The sequence below is a fragment of the Urinicoccus timonensis genome (assembly GCF_900232945.1).
GTDB classification, from domain to species: Bacteria; Bacillota; Clostridia; order Tissierellales; family Peptoniphilaceae; genus Urinicoccus; species Urinicoccus timonensis.
In genome coordinates this window covers 37,488-57,517 of sequence record NZ_OCTU01000001.1, presented here as the reverse complement: position 1 = coordinate 57,517, position 20,030 = coordinate 37,488, and the positions used below count along the sequence as shown (strand labels likewise).

Annotated in this window: 14 protein-coding genes and 1 pseudogene; 1 reads left to right on the top strand and 14 read right to left on the bottom strand. The window is 30.0% G+C overall.

Features of this window, described 5'->3' with window-relative positions; all coding sequences use genetic code 11:
• Positions 1 to 9 precede the first annotated feature (9 nt).
• From CS898_RS00185 to CS898_RS00125, 13 genes are all read right to left on the bottom strand, one after another.
• Positions 10 to 1,458 (bottom strand): ABC transporter ATP-binding protein, encoded by a 1,449-nt coding sequence (locus CS898_RS00185; RefSeq protein WP_099207689.1) that lies wholly within the window; start codon positions 1,456 to 1,458, stop codon positions 10 to 12.
• On the bottom strand, positions 1,455 to 2,135 hold the full coding sequence (locus CS898_RS00180) for an energy-coupling factor transporter transmembrane component T family protein (protein ID WP_012291072.1): 681 nt from the start codon (positions 2,133 to 2,135) through the stop codon (positions 1,455 to 1,457). The genes CS898_RS00185 and CS898_RS00180 overlap by 4 nt, the downstream gene beginning before the upstream one ends.
• The gene (locus CS898_RS00175; protein WP_005956598.1) at positions 2,135 to 2,713 is read right to left on the bottom strand and encodes an MptD family putative ECF transporter S component; all 579 of its coding nucleotides are present in this window, start codon (positions 2,711 to 2,713) and stop codon (positions 2,135 to 2,137) included. Before CS898_RS00175 ends, CS898_RS00180 begins: the two co-directional genes overlap by 1 nt.
• A 51-nt stretch (positions 2,714 to 2,764) precedes the next feature.
• Complete coding sequence (locus CS898_RS00170; RefSeq protein ID WP_099207688.1) at positions 2,765 to 3,331, bottom strand: TetR/AcrR family transcriptional regulator; 567 nt, start codon at positions 3,329 to 3,331, stop codon at positions 2,765 to 2,767.
• Between the two features lie 85 nt (positions 3,332 to 3,416).
• Positions 3,417 to 4,169: an alpha/beta fold hydrolase gene (locus CS898_RS00165; protein ID WP_002838924.1), complete on the bottom strand. Its 753-nt coding sequence runs from the start codon at positions 4,167 to 4,169 to the stop codon at positions 3,417 to 3,419.
• Entirely contained in the window at positions 4,170 to 5,225 is a 1,056-nt protein-coding gene (locus CS898_RS00160) for a Rossmann-fold NAD(P)-binding domain-containing protein (RefSeq protein WP_099207687.1), read from the bottom strand.
• A gap of 89 nt (positions 5,226 to 5,314) precedes the next feature.
• Entirely contained in the window at positions 5,315 to 10,834 is a 5,520-nt protein-coding gene (locus tag CS898_RS00155) for a non-ribosomal peptide synthetase (RefSeq protein WP_099207686.1), read from the bottom strand.
• A gap of 20 nt (positions 10,835 to 10,854) precedes the next feature.
• Positions 10,855 to 12,795, bottom strand: a complete 1,941-nt coding sequence (locus CS898_RS00150) for a condensation domain-containing protein (protein ID WP_099207685.1) — start codon at positions 12,793 to 12,795, stop codon at positions 10,855 to 10,857.
• A gap of 12 nt (positions 12,796 to 12,807) precedes the next feature.
• Positions 12,808 to 14,394: a (2,3-dihydroxybenzoyl)adenylate synthase gene (locus CS898_RS00145; protein WP_099207684.1), complete on the bottom strand. Its 1,587-nt coding sequence runs from the start codon at positions 14,392 to 14,394 to the stop codon at positions 12,808 to 12,810.
• Positions 14,394 to 15,086, bottom strand: coding sequence for a 4'-phosphopantetheinyl transferase family protein (locus CS898_RS00140; RefSeq protein WP_017645389.1), 693 nt, complete (start codon positions 15,084 to 15,086; stop codon positions 14,394 to 14,396). Before CS898_RS00140 ends, CS898_RS00145 begins: the two co-directional genes overlap by 1 nt.
• On the bottom strand, positions 15,076 to 15,828 hold the full coding sequence (locus CS898_RS00135) for a thioesterase II family protein (protein WP_017645388.1): 753 nt from the start codon (positions 15,826 to 15,828) through the stop codon (positions 15,076 to 15,078). Before CS898_RS00135 ends, CS898_RS00140 begins: the two co-directional genes overlap by 11 nt.
• Before the next feature lie 162 nt (positions 15,829 to 15,990).
• Positions 15,991 to 16,362 carry a metal-dependent transcriptional regulator gene (locus CS898_RS00130; protein ID WP_075574293.1) on the bottom strand — a complete coding sequence of 124 codons (372 nt, stop codon included), beginning with the start codon at positions 16,360 to 16,362 and terminating at the stop codon, positions 15,991 to 15,993.
• 367 nt (positions 16,363 to 16,729) lie between these two features.
• Positions 16,730 to 18,007 (bottom strand): IS110 family RNA-guided transposase, encoded by a 1,278-nt coding sequence (locus tag CS898_RS00125; protein ID WP_099207683.1) that lies wholly within the window; start codon positions 18,005 to 18,007, stop codon positions 16,730 to 16,732.
• Positions 18,008 to 18,304: 297 nt separating this feature from the next.
• On the opposite strand from CS898_RS00125, the pseudogene CS898_RS10140 reads away from it, so the two are divergent.
• Positions 18,305 to 18,400 (top strand): annotated as a pseudogene (locus CS898_RS10140) (IS3 family transposase); the annotation flags it as partial.
• A 52-nt stretch (positions 18,401 to 18,452) separates the two neighbouring features.
• Here the strand turns inward: CS898_RS10140 and CS898_RS00115 are convergent.
• Positions 18,453 to 20,030: an S-layer homology domain-containing protein gene (locus CS898_RS00115; protein WP_099207682.1), complete on the bottom strand. Its 1,578-nt coding sequence runs from the start codon at positions 20,028 to 20,030 to the stop codon at positions 18,453 to 18,455.

Sequence of the window (20,030 nt, the reverse complement as noted above, 5' to 3'; positions counted from 1 at the left end):
ATCAACTCCTTACACAATCAGTCCATCTTTAATAAATTTCAAAATATCTTTTTCATGTCCTTGAACATATACTTTCTTATATCCATCTTCTTCAAGCATTAACACAGAATTACAAACTTTAAAAATAAGTTCTATATCATGAGTTATTATGGCAAAAGGATATATTTTTGAATATCTTTTTATTATTTCAGAAATATCATTCATCCTCTTGTAATCTAAACCTGACGTAGGTTCATCAAGAATTATTAGTTTTCTACCACTTAAACAAGCAGTTAATAGTGCAAGTCTTTGTTTTTGTCCACCAGATAGATTTTGTGGATGGTCATACCTATTTTCCCAAAGGTCAATATGTTTTAATTCGTTTCTAAGTCTATTTAAATATACAACGTCATTAATTCTATCTTTTTGTAAAAGCTCATTTTCCACCGTATCAAAAAATATTTGGTATTCTACATCTTGCATCATATAATAAGAGTTTCTTAATCTTTCTTTTTTATTTCTCCCAAAGCTTGTCTTGCCTTTAAAGTTTAATAAACCAGCTAAGGATCTTGCAAGAGTCGTTTTACCTACTCCATTTTTACCTATAATCGCCATTATCTCATTTTCATATAAGCTTATATTTAAATTTTTTATTAATTCTTTTTTACCAATAGAAATACCAACTCCTCTTATCTCCTCAACTACATTTTTGCAATTATCAATATTTTCAGATAGCAAAAAATTATAATTCGTTGTTCTTAGAGAGTAATTTTTACAATCCTTTTCTGTTAATTCACCTTTTTTAAAAACTTTTTCGATTTTACCATCTTTCATATACAAAAAACGATCATATAAATCATTTAAATAGAACAATCTATGCTCAGATATTATTATCGTTTTTCCTAATGATTTTAATTTTTCAAGAATATTCTTAAGTTCGACTATTCCCCTATAGTCTAAATTTGATGATGGTTCATCAAAGAAAATTATTTTAGTATCATAAACAAGAGTAGATGAGATAGCAACTTTTTGCTTTTGTCCACCTGATAAAGAATTGATATTTCTATATTTTAAATTTTCAATTCCCATCACACTCAAAGAGTCATCAACTCTTTTCTTTAATTCTGAAAGCTCCATTCCTAAATTTTCTCCAACAAAGGCAAGCTCATCCTCAACAATATTTGCGAAAAACTGATCTGTTGGATTTTGAAAAACATTTCCTATATACTTTGCCAATTCTCCGTTGTTATATTGCGAAATATTTTTTCCTAAAATAGATACTTGTCCATACAATTGTCCTTGATAATGATTCGGAATTAAACCATTTAATATTCTTGTTAGAGTAGTTTTTCCACAACCAGATAAACCACTTATAACAACAAGTTCCCCTTCTTTAATATTTAGCTCTATATCTTTTAAAATTACCTTATCATTTCCGTCATAAGAGAATTTTTTAATATCTGCTTCTATTACATTCATATTGACCTCCACAATAAGAAAATAGCTAAAAGTAAGAATACGATATCAAAAAATTTAAAAGTTATTTTATGATAATTAGTCCTTTCCCCTCTATATTCTGCTCCTTTAGATATAATAGATGAAGTCAAAGTTTCACTCACTTGCAAACATTTATAGATAAGAGGGATGAAGTAAAGTTCAAAAGACCTAACAGGATGGAGGGGACTTAATCTTAGCCCCCTTACCTTCATGCCATTCTTTATTTCTTTAATCCTTAACCCCATCTCTGATATAAACTTCATTCCTATCACTATGCTTAGAGCAAACACATTTGGAATGTGTAAAAACTTAAGTGAACTCATCATTTTAAGTGGTGATGTATTCACAAGAATACCGCCAATAATAAATATCGGAAAGAGTTTTAATACGATTTCTACAAGACCTAAAATTGCATTTCCACCTATTCCTAAGTCTATAATAGTTAATGTTTTGCCAACAATTAACAAGATAAGAACTGTTGCTAGTTGTTTAATAAATTGTTTTAAGGAAAAAGTTAAGGTTAGAAACATTGATATTCCTATCATAATATAGTAGCCAATATCATCTGTTATAAATAATATAATCGAAAACGCTAAAATTAAAACAAATAAGATTATAGGATTTACAAGACAGTTGTCATCTCTCCTTATGTTTTCCATTACAATATTCCTGATTTTTTACTCTTTTTAAAAAACTTATTATTTATATATAATCCAAATCTTCCTGCTATTAATACCAAAACGATATTAATGCCTATTGAGATTAGCATTGCCTTTGGTGTAAAAAAGGCATCCATAAAGGCAGCCTGTTCTTTTGTAAATACGCTAAAAACTTCAACAATTTTTTCTGGTCCAAGTAATCTTACAAATGTCATTGCATGCATTGAAATAACAAACATTCCAGCAGATAATGCTAAGGCAACTCTATTATCATTTTTATAGTTACCTATAATTAATTCTGCTACAATAGCTGCGATGGCATTTACTATAAGCATTGGCCAATATCCACTTAATGCATAAAATACACCCAGCAACATGAAAAATATAAAAGCTATTCCTCTTTTTTGTAATTTTTTAGCCATAATTATAAATGGCGGAGCTACTACAAAGGAAGAAAATCCTGCCGCTATATATAAGGATAAAGTTCCTAACATTCCTGTTGCTGTTGATACAGCCATGTTTAATATAAACGCCACTACTGTAAAAATTGTAACTTGTACGATATCTTTTAATTTCATATAAACCTCCAATTTAAGATATGTTTTTTCTTTCTGAGTAAACCCTAAGATCTACTTAGCATTATTATCTAAGATAATTCGTATCATTTTTTTTAATGCAAGTTTGTTCTTCACAAAATTTTCTCTTGCATTTAGAACTTCACAACCTAGAATAAATGTGTTAATCAAATCAGTTATTAATTCGATAGCTTCACTTAATTCACCTCTTACATCTTCATCAAATAACATTAGAATACTATCAGATGATGATTTTTTTAGTTTCTTATATAAGTCTTTTAACTTATCGTCATGATTTAATTCCTGCAAAAACATTGCATAAATTGAAACATAGTCACTCTGATATAGCATTTTTTCTAAAATAATCTCAGATAAAACTTCGCTAAAATCCTGACTTGTTTTATTCATCTCATCATAGATTATCTTCTCTCTGTATTTATTTCCTTCTACCATAATGTCGTATAAAATTTCATAGGTAGAACCATAATGATGATACAAGCCACCTCTAGAAAGCCCAGTAGCTTCCATAATGTCATTCATAACGGTATTTCTAAATCCTTTTTTTAAAAATACAGCTATTGATGCTTTTTTTATTTGATCCAATCTATCTTTAACATTCATTCGCACTCTAGAAATACTACCACCTCCTTAAAGACACATATGTCGGTATCTTTGAATATTATACCATATTTTTATGATAATCAACTCATTTAATTCTACTCTTTATCATCTCAATTATTATTTCTGGATGCTTACTTAAAGCTTCTGAATGCCCCATATCTTTTATTTCTTCTACTTCTAATTCTTTTTTTATTAACTTTTCTAAATAATTTAAAGAATCTTTTGCGTATATTTCTCTACTTCCAAAAGAAACAGATATGTCTTTCGTAGCTAATTTGTCAGAATTTTTATTTGTTATATCATAACTATATGCAGCTTTAAATGTACTGTATAAAGTTTCATTACTTATGGACTTAAATAACATTGGTTTTAATACTTCAATGTCGTTTTCATCATATCCCATGTTATCTCTGATTTCTTTTTGAAGATGATTATTTTCTAATAATCCAATAAATTGTTTTGACATTATATTTGAAAATAATTCAATATTTTCTCCCATATTTATATATTGACCACCATCTAGGATTACTTTTTTTATGTTAACTTCTCCACACAATATCGTTTCAAGAACAATACTGGCTCCTAAAGATATACCATATGCTAGTTCAATATTATCAACTCTTAAATCTTTAATTTCCTTTATTATCCTTGCAGCAACTTGTTCTACAGATTTAATTGGTTCTTCATTGATATTACTATGACCTGGTAAAACAGGTAATAGAATGCAATAACTTGATTTTAAAGATTCTATTATTTCCCTAAAACAATTTTCCCAATAAAAGCCAGCACCATGAACTAGCATAATTTTAGGATTGTTTAAATCACCCACTATCTTCATTTATAACACACCCTCCTCATATTCCTTTTTTTCTTTTTTGATATTTACTTTAACATTTTTCAATATCAAATCCCTTTCTATATCTTTAAAGTCTAAAATATCCATTGAATAATATAGCCCATTTTTATAATTTTTCTCCAGGATTTTCTTAACAAGATTAGAACAAATTACAGCACTCATTGTACTGCTTTCTTTACTTTCTACTTCAATCTCAATGTTTTCCATAGAATTTTTCGCAGAAATTATTAGCTTGTTAAAATTATTTTTAGAAACATTTGCTTTAAAAAATGAAATTATATTATCTATATCTTTACTATAACTACCCTCAAATTTATCAGATTTTAATACTATTTCCTGCATTTTTCGAATAACTTTATCGTCATAAATTTGATTAAACCAATTTGCAGTGTTAACATTAAATTTTTCTGCTACTCTTAAAAATTCTTTGGTAATATAGTTTGATAGCTTATAAATATCACCATTAACATTTACAAATTTAATTCCATCTTCATATACAAGCTCACCATTTTTGTAATAATATAACGCTTTTCCAAACCCAGATAAATTTGTTAAAACAAAGTCTTCAATTGCTGATTTACTGGGAATTTCTTCACTTACATTAAAACCTGAAATAGAATCAACATTTTTTAAACAACTACAAGCATAACTTGCCATAATTCCACTTAATCCAGGGAAATATCCCGAAGATAAAACAAATATGTTGTTATCTAGTTCTTCTTTTATTTTATCCTCTAAAAATGATTCACCTGATGGATCTATATATGGAATATTGCATTCACTTGCTATTTTAGCTATCTTTTCTCCATTTTTATATGATGCTCCAGCACAATTTATCAAAATATCGACTTGATTACAAAATTCAGCGACTTTACCCAAATCTTTTATGTCCATCTGTACATAGGTGCGATTTTCTGTATCTTGTTTTTTATTGTTCTTGTAGGTAGCATATAAAGGATATATCTCACTTATAATTTCTACACATTTTGAACCAATATTTCCACTTCCTCCCAATATTCCAATTATCGGATTTTTCATATATTCACCTCTCTTTTAGTAAATAAAAACCAATATGACTTCAATTTTTAGCTTGAATCATTAAATAATTTTATCATCTTGAATATTCCCTATTCATTAATGAATTTTAATATCTTCATGCTATTTTGTTTTAGATTTTCTCCAGTTAAACAATCAAAATGTTGTCCTGATATACTGCTGTACAATATATTCCCAGCTAAATACTTCTCCCAAGTTTCTTTATCTTCTCCAAAAAATTCTCCATAAAAACTTTTTTCTGTTTCTTCACAAGAGAAAACCCTTACATTCCCGCTATATTTTGGGGGTTTATAAGTTGATACACATCCAAAATTTTGAGAAAAGATGTTAAATAGTGTATTTAACATTCTTATTTCATTATCTAATAAATTTAACTTATCTCTATTTATTGAATTATAAAGATTATTTAGTCTTTCAGAAATTGGAATTGAAGAAAGTCTTTTAAACTCAAGTCCTATATCCTCATACTCTCCAACAAGCCTCTCAAATGACTCTATTTTCAAGTCACCATCTAGATTTTTTACCATATATTTTATACAATCATCGAGTCTTTCATCACTTACAGTATGACCAGCTTTAAAAATATCAGCATTTATTAGCCTAGAAAATGTTCTTTCTAGCAGTAATTCATTTTCTAAACTCGTCCTTAGTGCTATATCATATTTATTTCTTGATAAACAATGGAAAACTGTTCTGTTTTGTTCTCTTGGAATAGTCGTACTCAATAAAGTTACATCTGATACATTCATGTTTTTATTGGTTATATAATTCGCAGTCTCAATAGCTATCAATCCACCAACGCAATGTCCAATAAGGATATACTTGGAATAACCGAGTTTACATAATACCTCTCCATATTTTTCTCCAAGATTTTTAAATGTATCCTCAGTTTTCATAGAAACATATTCTGCCTCATCTCCAAAAGAAAAGCCCAATACATCTTCGACATCATTACTATCTTTTATAATATAATCTAATAATTCTGTATATGCAGATAATGTGCCTGTCCCTGCGTGAAATAAAACTTTAGCAGTTTTCTTATCATTATCTAAATTGGATTTTTTTAATACTGATAAAGACTTATCAATCTTTTTATCAATCTTATCAAACCTGTTTTGAATTTTTTTGGAAATTTCTCTGATTGTCGGCGTTTGCATCATTTCAGTAAGCAAAGAACTCCAGTCCCAATCTTTTGCTTCTTCTACTTTTTCCAAAATTTCACTTATAATTTGTGCTATTAAAAGAGAGTCTCCTCCTACACTATAAAAGTTTTCATCTAATCCAATAAAAGACTTATTTAGCTCTTTACACCATATATGTTCAATCTTTTTTTCTATCTCTGTCATTTGAGATTTATCAATACTAATATCATAATCTTCTACTTTGAATAAACTTGATATTTCCTCTTTGTTAATTTTCCCATTGCTTGTTTTGGGTAAACTTTGTAATATTTTTATATCAGATGGAATCATATAGTTTGGCAAAGAATCATTTAAATGCTCAAATAATTCTGTTTTGTCAATGTTATAATATTCATTTTTAAATCTCGTTACAAAAACACTTTGTCCTGATACTTCTAGTAACTGACTACTTGGAAATGCATAAGATATGTTGCCATCATTTCTATCTATAATATCTTCCCATTGCTTTTTTGAGAAAAATGTTTGTTCACTTTCTTTTCTTTCATCTTCAAATCCTATCAATCCATCCTTGAATTCCATTGATGTTAATAACATATAACTCATTTTTGTTTCCTCTAATATAATCAATGTCCCAGAATCTACTAATAGATTTTTTAAGTTTTTTATAACGAAATCTATATTTCTAGAATTGTGTAATACATTTGCACATAGTATTAAATCAAATGAGAACGCATCTAGACCCTGCTTATAAAAATCTTCATTTATATCAAATATTTTGTATTTTATCCAATCATATTCATGAAAAATGTTTTTTGCATTGTTAAAAAAGAATTCAGAAACATCAGTGAAATAATATTCAACTTTTGAATCTTTCAATTTAGTAATCACATCAATAGTTGTTCCACCTACTCCTGCTCCAACTTCTAAAATCCTAAATGGTTTATCGCTATTTTTTATTTTTTCATTATATAAATAATGTATTTCATTAGCTATAAAACCATTATTGATTCTATTTATTTTATTGTCGTGATATGATGCCAAAGCAGGTTTTAAATCCCCTTTTGGAAAAAGTAAATTTAGCGGATCTTCGATTCCTGTTATTAGTTCAGGTAAAGAATCATTAGATCTTTTCAGATAAGCTAAAAAATCCTTACTGTAATTAAATTCATTTTCTACTTTATAAAAATCATTCCATAATTGTTCAAGTGTTTCTCCATTCTCTTCACCTAAATATTGGTATTGTTCCTCATCTAATTGTAATATTTTTTCTTTAACCAATACATTTAGCCATCTCTTTAATAACTTTTCTAACTTTTCAGGTACTTTTATTATTTTTTTAATCTCTTGAATATTATATTTGCTTTTTTGGTCAGTAAAAATTCCAAAATGTTGAAATGTTCCTAAAATAGATTTCAATGATACCTTGTCAGCACAATTTCCCCATTTTATTAATAAATCAAGATTCATATTCTCTAAAACACTTGATTCTAACTCTTTTAAAAACTCAATTTCATCGCAACCCAAATAAAAATCATTAGATATATAACTTTTAATTTTAGGAGTAACCACAGCATTTATTTTACCATCTAAAGATTTCCCTTTTGTATATACAACTTGTGCAGAATCTACTTTGTTATAAGAAACAATTGCATCCTCTATCTCTGATAATTCTATTCTATATCCATGAATTTTTATTTGTCCATCTCCAGACTCTCTACCAGTAAAAATAATTAAACCATTTTTTAAATAATAACCTGTATCACCTGTTTTATATATAATTTCTCCATCTCTTGTTCTTATAAATTGTTCTTTATTTAATTTTTCATCTCCGATGTATCCCTTGGATATTCCCTTACCGCCAATATACAATCCACCTTTAACATAGTCGGGGCAAGGATTTAAATCTCTGTTTAAAACGAAAAATTTTTGATTTGACATAGGGTATCCATATGGAACACTAATATCAAATTTCTCATTTTTACCTATATTATAATAGATAGACCAAATTGATGCTTCTGTAGCCCCACCCATGCTAACAAGCTTCACATTTTCAAAAATATTGTATACTCTACTTGGTAAATTTGTTGGAATCCAATCTCCCGACAACATACATAGTCTTAAATATTCACTCTTTTTTATTTTTTCAGATGCCTCTAAATAATTAACTATCAGTTGCATTTGAGCTGGCACAGAGCTCCAAATAGTTACTCTATGAAGCAACATTAAATCATAAATATACTTTGAATCATTTGTCTTCTCTGATTCTGGTAGTACTAATGTTCCCCCAATATCAAAACACCCAAATATATCATATACCGATAAATCAAAGGATAATTTTGCTAATCCTAAAAACACGTCTGTTTCTTTTATCCTATATCTTTCATTGACATCAATTATTGTATTCATAACTGCATCATGCGTTATTCTTACACCCTTAGGTTCACCAGTAGTCCCAGAAGTAAAGATTATATAAGCATCATCCATGTAATATTTTTCTAAATTTAAATCTTTCATGCTATTAAATTCACTTAAAGAAATATTGTGTAAATTTATATTTTTAAATTCAGAATTGCTCAGCTCTTCATCACATGATAGAACCACTTTAACATCTGACTTTTTTAGAATCTTGTTTTTTCTATTAATTGGCTGGTCTACGTCTATTGGAACATATACAGCGCCGCTTAATACAATAGCTAGTACAGATGCAATCTGCCACTCATTTTTTTCAATATTAACTGCTATTCTATCTCCAGATTTTATTTTATTATTTTTTAAAGCTTCCATTATCGAACTAACATATAAGCTTAATTTTCTATAAGAATAAGTATTTCCCTTGAAAATTAGAGCTGTTTTCTCTGGATTTTTATTTAGCATTTTTAAAAATCCATCTCCTAAAGTTCTTTTTGGAAATTTTCTTTGTGTTGAATTAATATCATGTCTAACTTGCAGAATATTTTCAGGTAATTCCACTGGATTTTTCAAATCTAGGATTTTATACGGATTTTTACATAGTTCCTTAATTATATTTACAAAACCTGCAAACATTTCATCCATGACAACTTGATCAAACACAAATTTTCTAATATCCCAATTTATCCTAGCTCCTGTCTTTTCTTCTGCTAACTGACAATCAATATAAACTTGAGGTGTTTGGCTGATTTTATAATTGACTTTTCGCTTTAACAATACGTCATTTTCATTTGACAGACCAACTGTGCTTGTAAAAACTAATGGCACTACAACATTCTCACCTTTTAATCTGCTAAGCATTCTTAGAACTTCAACTCCAGAAAATGAGTTATGTTCCATATCCATCCATAAATTCTTTTGCAGATTTATTATTCTATCTTTAAATGTTAATTTACTGTCTATATCTATTGCCGATACATTCACATCCGTAAAATCTCCCACTATTTCATTAATATCTTTTATATTTAAAGAACTCCTCTTAAATAAAGTGGTGTTTATGCAAAATTTATTTGTACCTGACCAGTAATATACTATTTCTGACAATACTGACATAACCACAGCCGACACAGTTACACCGATATTTTTTGACAAATCGCAGAGTTTACTCCACATGTCTTCATTTAAAAAAATACTTTTTTGAAGAAAAGAGCTATCTTCTATATCTACAGTCTTTAGTGTCGGTAAGAATGGTGAGTTTCCCATATTTTCTATCTTATTTTCCCAATATTTTTTATCTTCTTGGCTATTAGCACTTTTATTTTGTTTTCTCTCTTTTTCATATATAACGATATCTCTATAGCTACTAGAATTACACGCTTCTTTTTCGGGGTTATAATAAAAATCTTCTAAATCTTTCAATATGATATTCATGCTTATATAGTCAGCAACTATCATATCAACAGAAAAGTGAAGCAACGTTTTTTCATTTATTTTAGTTATTGCAATATCACACATTGGCCATTCACCAATTTTATACTGTTTGTTAGCTAATTTCTCCCTCAAATCTAATTCTTTTTCATCTATTGAAAAATTCTCTTCAATTTCAACAAATGGTACATCCTTTTGCACTTTTTGTTTACCATTCTTATATATGATTGCTCTAAGCATATCATGCTTTTTTATGACTTTATTCCATGCTATCTCTATTTTGTCCTTATCTAAAAGCTCGTTATATTCAATTTCCATATACCCATGGCAACCCACACCACCCAATTCAAATGCTGTATTCCTTCCCAATAAATATGAACTCTGTATTTCTGTTAAATCAAATTCCTCATAACGATTTATTTCATCTCTTTTAAAATATATGTTTTTTTCTTTATCCAAATATTCTAAAAGCATTGATTTATTAATCTTAAGTTGTTCTTTTAATTCATCTGTTAAACTCCCCTTAGGTGCTTTAAACTTTACGTTACAACCCTCTTTCCAAACAACTATATTTTTATTGTTTAAAATATCTAGTAATTCTGTTATACTCATTAAATCCATCCTTTCTTTTATTAAATTGAATAAACTTCTATATCTTCAAGAATTTCATCAATCTTATCCGATATTCTTTCTATTGTTAGATTTGTAAATATTAAGTTCATTGAAATTTGGTTTTCTAATTTAAAAACCCTTTTAATTTCATTGATTATACCCATAGCTTTTAAGCTATCACCTCCAATTTTAAAATAATTATCATAAATAGATATTTCTCTCATATCTAGATGCTTTTTCCATATAGCAATTATTTTGTTTTGTGTTACTGTTAGATTTATTGCATCAACTCTCGACTTTTCACCTAAAGGTACATCAATGCTTTGAAGCTTATTATAATTAAAATTACACTCTTTATACTCTCTATATTGTAAATAATTATTTGAAATTTCATTTTTTGCAATCCAATCATCATATTTAGTTAGCCTTAAAAGTTGTTTTTCTAAAGAATTCAACATATCATCTAACATTTTTTCAGGGAAAAGTTCATCTACACTATCCCAGCATAATACTAAATCTCCATCTTTTATATAAGATTGGAAATCTAACCATATTCCTGGAGTTTGTGATACCATATATGTAATTTTGCCCAAAGCTTTCCTTGAAATTTCAGTTTCTAGTGGATAGTCTATGTTGCACGCAAAAACTACAGGTGCTACATTAAGGCTTGTACCCTGTGATTTTGATATATCCCTTTGAACTTGTACTCCACTATAAGATGAATGACTAGCATTGTCTATAAAGGTTTCGCTTATTCTATTCAAAGTTTCTAGGAAAGAAGTATCATTTTTTCTTTCATGTTCTACTAATAAGATATTTGTAAAGTCTGCCACCATATCTTTCAAGTTTTCGTTTGAAAGATCTCTATTAAATAATGGTAAATTTATAAAAAACTTATCTTGGTTAGTCCATCTTTCTAGAATTAAAGCATACGCAGTTAATAAAACCATTGATGGCGTAGATTTATAGCTTGCTGCAAGCTCTTTTATTTTGCTCCATTTATCTTTTTCAATAACTCGTTTTCTTCTAGTGAATCTCGTTTCTTTAATTTGTTCAGGAGCTTTCTTTAATGGTAAATTAGGTCTTTCTATCTCAAATGAGTCTATTTTATCTTTCCAAAACTCTTGGTCTTTTTTATAAGTTTCAGAGTCTACTTCAAGATTGTTTATATAGTCTTTAAAAGTATAATTGTTTAGATTATCTAATTCTTTTCCTAAATACAATTCTCCTAATTCTTTCAAAAGAATACTCATACTCATGACATCGGCAACAAGTAAATCTAAATCAAAGAAAATTTTATTTCTATTCTGTGACAGATTTGCAAGTTTTAATCCTGCGACTTCTCCCATTTCTACTCTAAGTTTTCTATGAGATAAACTTTCTCGTATTTCGTCTAGTCTAATTTTGTTTTCTTCACCATCTAAATTAGATAAATCCAAAACTTCAATTTCTTCACTAAAAGGTTTATCTAATATTTCTTGCTTTCCATCTTCTGTGAATCTTGCTCTGAGCATTGGATGTCTATATTGAAGTTTATTCCACGCATCATTCAATCTTTTATAATCTATATCTTTTCCATCTATTTCAATATAGGCATGACAACCCACTCCACCTAGAGTTTGATCATCACTTCTGCCTATAAAATAAGAATATTGAACATCTGTAAGATTGAATGAATCTTTGCCATCATTTGATTTCTTATTATCTTTTGAATGTTTCTTAATAATTTTTGAATTAGCTACTAGGTCAAACCATGAATTAAGTGTAGGCTTCTCAATGAGCTTTGCGAAGGATATTCTAAGTCCTTCTTTTTTAAGAATTCCTGAAAGTTGCATTACTTGCATGGAACTTAAGCCTTTTTCTATTAAATTGTCATTTTCTTTTATGTCTGATTTCTTCAAGGTATCTTTTAACCATTTTTCAATTATTAGTTTAATTTCTTTTCTCGCATCAAATTCCATGTTCTGCTCCTTTCACTCTATTCTTTTTAATTTATTTCTATCAATTTTCCCCAAAGCAGTTAGCGGCCATGAATCTATATATTTTATAGAATCTGGTAATTTAAATTCCGCTACATTTTTATTTGCTAGAAATGTCCTGATATCTTCTAATGAGAGTTCGTCCTTCTCATCTTTTAATATGAATACTCCTATTTTTTCTCCCAAAAGTTCATCAGGCACTCCTACAACTTGAACATCTCCTATATTCTCATTGGATAGTAAAATATCTTCAATTTCAGAAGGGGTGATTTTTTCTCCAGCCCTATTTATTGTTTCTGAAATTCTTCCAACTACCTGATAATTCCCATCTTTTAGTTTCCTTGCCTTATCTCCAGTTTTGAAATATAAATCTTTGTCTATACATCTTTTATTTACTTCTGGGAGCTTATAATAGCCATAAATTGTGTAAGAGCCTCTAACTATAAGTTCTCCGTAATCTTCATCTTTGACTTCTTCTCCATCTTCATCAACTATTAACAATTCATCAAACTCACTTATAGGTTTACCTTGAGTTGTAAATATAGTTTTACTATCATCATCTAAAGAAGTTGTCATAATCAGACCTTCAGCTATTCCGAAAATTTGTTGTAATTTGCACCCAAATTCTCTTTCTATTTTTTCTGCAAGTTTTTCTTCTAAAACCGAACCTCCAACTTGAAGAACCTTTAATGATGATATGTCATAATCATCTACCTTTATAAAATCTATACATATATTTGCCATAGCAGGAACTAAGCCCGTTATAGTAACCATTTCTTCTTCAATTAAAGGCAAGATTTCATCTGGGCTTGTTACTGAGCATAAAACAACTTTGCCGCCTATAAAAAATGTTCCTAATATCCCTGGGCAACATAAAGGAAAGTTGTGAGCAATAGGAAGAGAAGCTAGATAAATACTGTCTTGATCCATTTTACATCTCTTTGCAGTTTCTTTCGCTACATAGATATAATCGCAGTGTCTCCTTGGTATCAATTTGGGTATACCAGTTGTGCCTCCTGATAAAAGTAATAATCCTATCTCTTTATAATTGATCTCTATTTGTTGAGATAAATAATCTTTATCATCAAGATTGTAAAAATTTTTATATCCTTGATTATCTCCAAGAATATAAACTTCAAAATCTATATTTAATTCTTCCTTTACTTCTCTTATCATATCAACATATGAAAAGCCAAGATATTTATCCTTAGCTATATATGCTTTTGCCCCTGATTTTTCTAATATTCCCTTTATTTCATTTTTCCTATGAGCTGGAAGTGATAATACTGGAATCAAACCAATCTTAAACATGGCAAAAAGGATAATAACAAATTCGTGACAATTAGGAAGTTGAAGAACGATTCTATCTCCCTTTTTAAATCCAGCTTTCAATAAACCATTGGCATAATGGCAAGCTTTTCTATTTAATTCTTGATATGAAAATTCAACATCTCCATCTACTAAGGCAATTTTATCCCCATATTTTTTAGCACAATCTTCAATAAATTCTCCTAAGGTTATATGCGGCCACACTTGTTCATCATAAATTTTTTCTAATTTTTCTTTTAATTCAATGTTCATTATTTTTCCTCCAAGCATATTGCTCCGACATATTTGCCATCATAATTTAATGGCTGTAATCTACTTATTATATTGTTTTTATTATCGCTAATTTCTATAACTTTATTTCCATAAGAAATTATTTCAATTTCTCTCAAATTTCTTATAAGACCAATCCCATCACATTTAAGATAGGCTTCTTTTGCAGTCCAATATCTATAGAAACTTATTATATTGTTATTTATATTTATAATTTCATCTCTAGTAAAACAGTTTTCTAATATATCTTTAAACTCAAATTTATAATTTATTTTTTCAATATCTACCCCTACTTCTCTTTTAAAAAAAGCTAACAAAATTAAGCCTTCAGTATGTGAGATGTTAAACTTTAATCCTAGAGTGCTTTCTACGTAGGGTTTATTATTTTTATCTCTTTTGACTGTTAAATCATCAATTTCTTTTTCTAGTAAACCTTTTAGGGCTAAATTAAGTATTGCCTTTGATACTAGATAATTAATTTTTGCTATTTCTGATTTATAATCCTTTGATTTTTTTATCTCCTCTTTAGTTAAGTAAGGAGGTAATTTTTCTTCTAATAATTTATCTGTATAAGCCTTAATTAGTATTAAATTATTACTAGCTAATTTATCTTTTAAATCTTCTAAAGTAAGAAAATCTTTAATTTTTCTTATCTCGTATTCTTCAATTTTCATTTACTTTTATAAACTCTTTTATCTCTTTAATGACACTATCAGGAGATGTGTTGACAAACATATGCTTGCCATCTATATATCTATAAGTGAATTCTTTTGTTGTATAATCTTGCCATTTTGTAAGTTCATCTAAGGTCATTTCTTGATCTTTATCTCCCATAAAACCTAGTATAGGTGATTCTAATTTCTCAAACTTTGTGTCTTGATAGTCTTCATCTATTACAAAATCTGCCCTCAGTGTTGGTAAGAAAATGGAAATTAAATCCTTATTATCTAGAATTTCTTTTGGTGTTCCTTCATATCTTCTCAAGCCTTCTATAAATCCGTCATCGTCAAGATGATAAATTGGATGAGGTTCTTTATATAATGGTGCTCGTCCTCCTGATATTATTATTCCTCTTGGATTTATGTAATCCGAATTTTTAATTCTTAATGCAAGTTCATAAACTATTTTTGTTCCCATACTGTGTCCAAATAAATAATAAGGTTTTCTAAAATCAAAATTTTCTTTCATATCTTCAAATAAACTATCCACTAGGATGTTAATGTCACTTATAGCCTTTTCAGAAAACCTGTTTTCTCTTCCTGGATATTGAGCAACAAGTAATTTTATATCTTCAAATTCATCTTTCCATTTTCTAAATGCAGACACTCCACCACCTGCAAACGGGAATATAAAAAGATTTGCTATTATATTATTTTCATTAATTTCTTTATTTAATATTTCAAAGTTTTTTGACATAAATTCACCTTTTTATTTATTTTCTGTTAGTATTGGCTAACTCAAAATTATTATATACCATTTGATAGCTTTTATCAATAGCTTTGAGATGTTTTTAAAAATATAATTTTAAAAATAAAAATAGCATAGACATCTCATTATGCGAGTCATCTATGCTATTTACTATAAATTATAATCGAAATGTTTTTTTAATTTTTCAAAAGTTTCATCAGAAATAACATGCTCTATAAGACAAGCTTCGTCTTCAGCATTTTTTGCATCTATTCCAAGTCTTATAAATACGTCCGTTAAATATTTATGCCTTGTATACATTTTTTTGCAAAATGTTTTTGACTCCTCTGTTAAGTGTATTATTTTATCTTCACCATAAATAATCAACCCTTTATTTTCAAGTTTTTTTAGCATTCTTGTAATAGTGGGTCTTTTATACTCTAAGTAATTAGCAAGATCCATGTTTCTTACTTCATCTTTTTCCAAAGATAAAATATATATAGCTTCTAAATAATTTTCCTCTGCAAATTCCCTGTGTAGAATGGATTATCCCTCCCTCAAAAATAAAAATAATTACATCCAGATTTAGTAAATACGAAATTAAAGAACTTAGAATATGATTTCCTTAATATTTACACTATTCCATTATACTTATAAAAATCCCTATTTAAAAGTAATTTTTGGAATATTCCTTGAAGTTTATCTTATATTGTTTATTTGTATCAATAAATGCGGTATAATTAATAAAACCTAATAAACGCTTAACGCTTATAACTTTAATAGACCAACTAAGAAAGTCAATAGTTATTTTAAAAAAATGTTAAAATATTTTTCAGTCACAGAACTTAAAAATGTGCATAGCAAATAAACCTCATATACTTTCATTTTTTGAGGCAACACTTTTAATAATTTATGCGACTAACTTACTTTTTTCTCGAATTAGTTTTTGATGTTCTTCGGGTGTTCTTAATTCAAATGATTTTTGGTTTCTGAGAACAGCAAAAATAATTTGAACCATCTTTCGCATAATTGCACACATTACAACTTTGTATGGTTTTTCAGCTATTTTCTTTTCAAAATAAGCTCGCATAACAGGATTTAAATACTCTCGGTTGCGATTTGGATACACATTAGATTTTGCCAGCATATGGAGAATTGAGCGAACATGAGGTGATCCTCTTTTAGAGATTTTATTGTTTTTCCTATTGTATGTTCCACTTTGAGTTACTCCTGGATCCAAGCCAAAGAAGGCAACTAATTCTTTCGGTTTCGAGAAATTAGATATATCTCCAAGCTCTGATAAAACGACACATGCTGTATACTCTCCAACGCCTGGAATACTTTGTAAAAGCACTATTTCTTTATGAAACTTTTCATCTAAAAGAGATAATCTTTTGATTTCATCATCGATTGCTTTCAAAGCTTCCTGTAAACTAAAAATAACTCTTACAGTTGTTTGAATAAGTACTGCCGAACTAAGGCTTACTATACAAACTTCAATAGATTTTTCAGCAGCTTTCAATAGTTTTTCATATTTTACTTCGGCATAGGAGTTGCTTTTATGTGAATTTTCTTTTATCAGTTGAATAATATCTTGCTTATTTTCAGGAGATAATACTTCTTGTATAGTAGGATATTTTTCAAGCAAAGACAAAGGTGTTTTACCTTGTAAATCCGTAAATACTTTTTTGAAATCTGGAAAGGAAATATCTAAAAAAGCGATTAATCGGTTGATGTGTTCCACAATTTCATCCGTCAATTCTTTATGCTGTCTGCAAAGCTTTTTGATACTGTTAACGGTATCTGAGTGTGTAATTGTTTCGTTGTAATTCTTAATACGATATAGCAACGCTATATTATATGCATCTGTTTTATCTGATTTAATTTTTCGGATATTGATATTTTTCAATGCTCCACTTTGAATCGGATTAATTACAATGACTTCGTAATTATGCTTACGGAAAAAATTAGCTAAAATTTGATGATAGTGTGCAGTAGCTTCCATGATAATTACTGCTCTGTCTTTGTACTCATCTTCTACCTTTTCAAGTACATAGATGAGCGACTTCATACCAGTAATATCATTAGAAATTTTAAGTCTTTTGATGATGTCATTATTAGGTGATAGAATACAGATATCACTGAAAGCTTTACTCACATCAATTCCTACAACAATTTTTTCTGACATAATATACCTCCTATAATTTGGGATGCCCTGTTAATCCAAAACCACAACAGGCTCACGAGTTATACAGGTAATCAATAAATGAACCTAACCAACCGAAAAGATGAAAGGCAATGGAATGAGGGTGGAGTCTACCAAATGAGTAATTCCTAAATTGGAAACCCAGCAAGCACATAAAACAATCCCATTTCATCCCTAATATCTATAATTTTATCATAGATGATTAGGTTCATTTTTAAGAACTATGCTTAAAGCTGTTCTTATACTATTAGTATATGAGCAAGCACAGTAAGTGNAGAGGAGTATATAGATTATTACAATAACGAAAGAATTCAATCAAAAACAAAATGGATGCCACCTACAAAGTATAGGTTAGCATCCACTACAACGAATTAATTAAATATTGTGTCCAGTTTTATGGGTACACATCAGTTTCCTAAGCTCTTTTTTATTTTTCACTGGTCCCCATATCATTGCCTGTCGCTTGTAAAATCGAATTATAGGCCCAGTGGTTTGCCTTTAAGTCCTTATAGGGGTTGGTCCCATATTGTTTGCCTAGGGGAGATGGACTGTAAATCCCCCGGATGAGCATGGTAGAACATTCAGCCCGGGACATGGTCTTTTGGGGATGGAAAAGTCCATTTTGGTCCCCTTGGACGATGCCTCGGTTTTTGATGGTCAAGATGGGATCATAGGCCCAGTAATTTTCTTTTACATCCTTGAAATTATCCCCCTGTCTAGGAATTTGGACAAAGGAGGAGGGTCTTTCTTCCTCTGGAAGCAGCTTGGCCATAATGGCAGCAAATTCTCCCTTGGTGATTTTCCTTTTGGGTTCAAAGCGGTTCTTACCGGTGCCTGTCATGAGGTTGGCCCCTTCTACAAAGCCCACGGCTTCTGCATACCAATCTTCTTGCTTGACATCCTTAAAGTTGGAGAAATAGGGGTTGGCCCCTTGTCCCTTTAATTGGTAGAGGACGCTGGCCACTTCGGCCCGGGTCATGCTATCATCTGGCGCAAAGGTTTTTTGGGACTTGCCCTTCATAAAGGCTGGTTGGATTTCCTTAATGGCCTCAATCAATTGGCCAATGACCTGGTCCGCCTCCTCATCCTTGGCAGAACTTTTGACCAAGATATAGTCCCCCATGGCCGTATAGGCCTTGAAACGGTTCACTTTTTCAAGGGATTGGCCCTTTAAAGATAGGGACTTACTGTAGTCTAAAAAGTCTTTTAGCTTTTGACTTTTTTCCATGGACAGACCCTTTTCCACCAGGACAGGGCCTGGATCTTGGCCTTGGCTCTTTTGGTCCACTACCAGGTCCCGACTCAGGACTTGCTTGTTTTCGTCCAGGGCTTGAACCCTTAGCCGGGTTCCCGGCACTTGGGGGTTGATGACAATTTCAAAGTCTCCCTTGGCGGAACTATAGGTCTCGCCAATGACCTTGTCCCCCCGGTAGAGGAGGATTTTCGTATTCTTGGGTCCTTGCCCCCTTAGGACATTTTCCTTGGAAGAAAGGTCTTCCACAATGAGCTTGCCCTTTTCCTTGGAAGGGGTGGTGATGAGTTCCTTTTGATCGGAAGATTCCTTGCCCTCCCGGTCTGCAAAGTAGAGGACATAGGTGTTTTTTAAACTTCCACTCCCCTTGATATCTTTTTTTACCAAGACAGTAATATCCAAGACAATTTTTTGGACCTTGGGTAGTTGGTTGACTTCATCTACGGCAAAGTTAATCACATCCTTGCCATTTAGGCTGGACTGGTTAATGCGCCAAGCTTGTCCCGTCTTTAAATCTCGGGGTTTAACAGATTTGACTTCCAGGTTTGGGTCCATCATCAAGGATAGGTTAAAGGATTTTAATCGTTTTTGATAGCCTTCTTTTAGGTTGATTTCAAAACTATAGTTCAAGGTCTGGCCCTTTTTGGCATTATAGACACCGGGTTGGATTAAGCTCCCCGTTACGTCTTGGGCAAAAACCCCCGCCGGTAGGGCCAAGACCATACACAAACATACCAGTAAAATTCTCTTCAA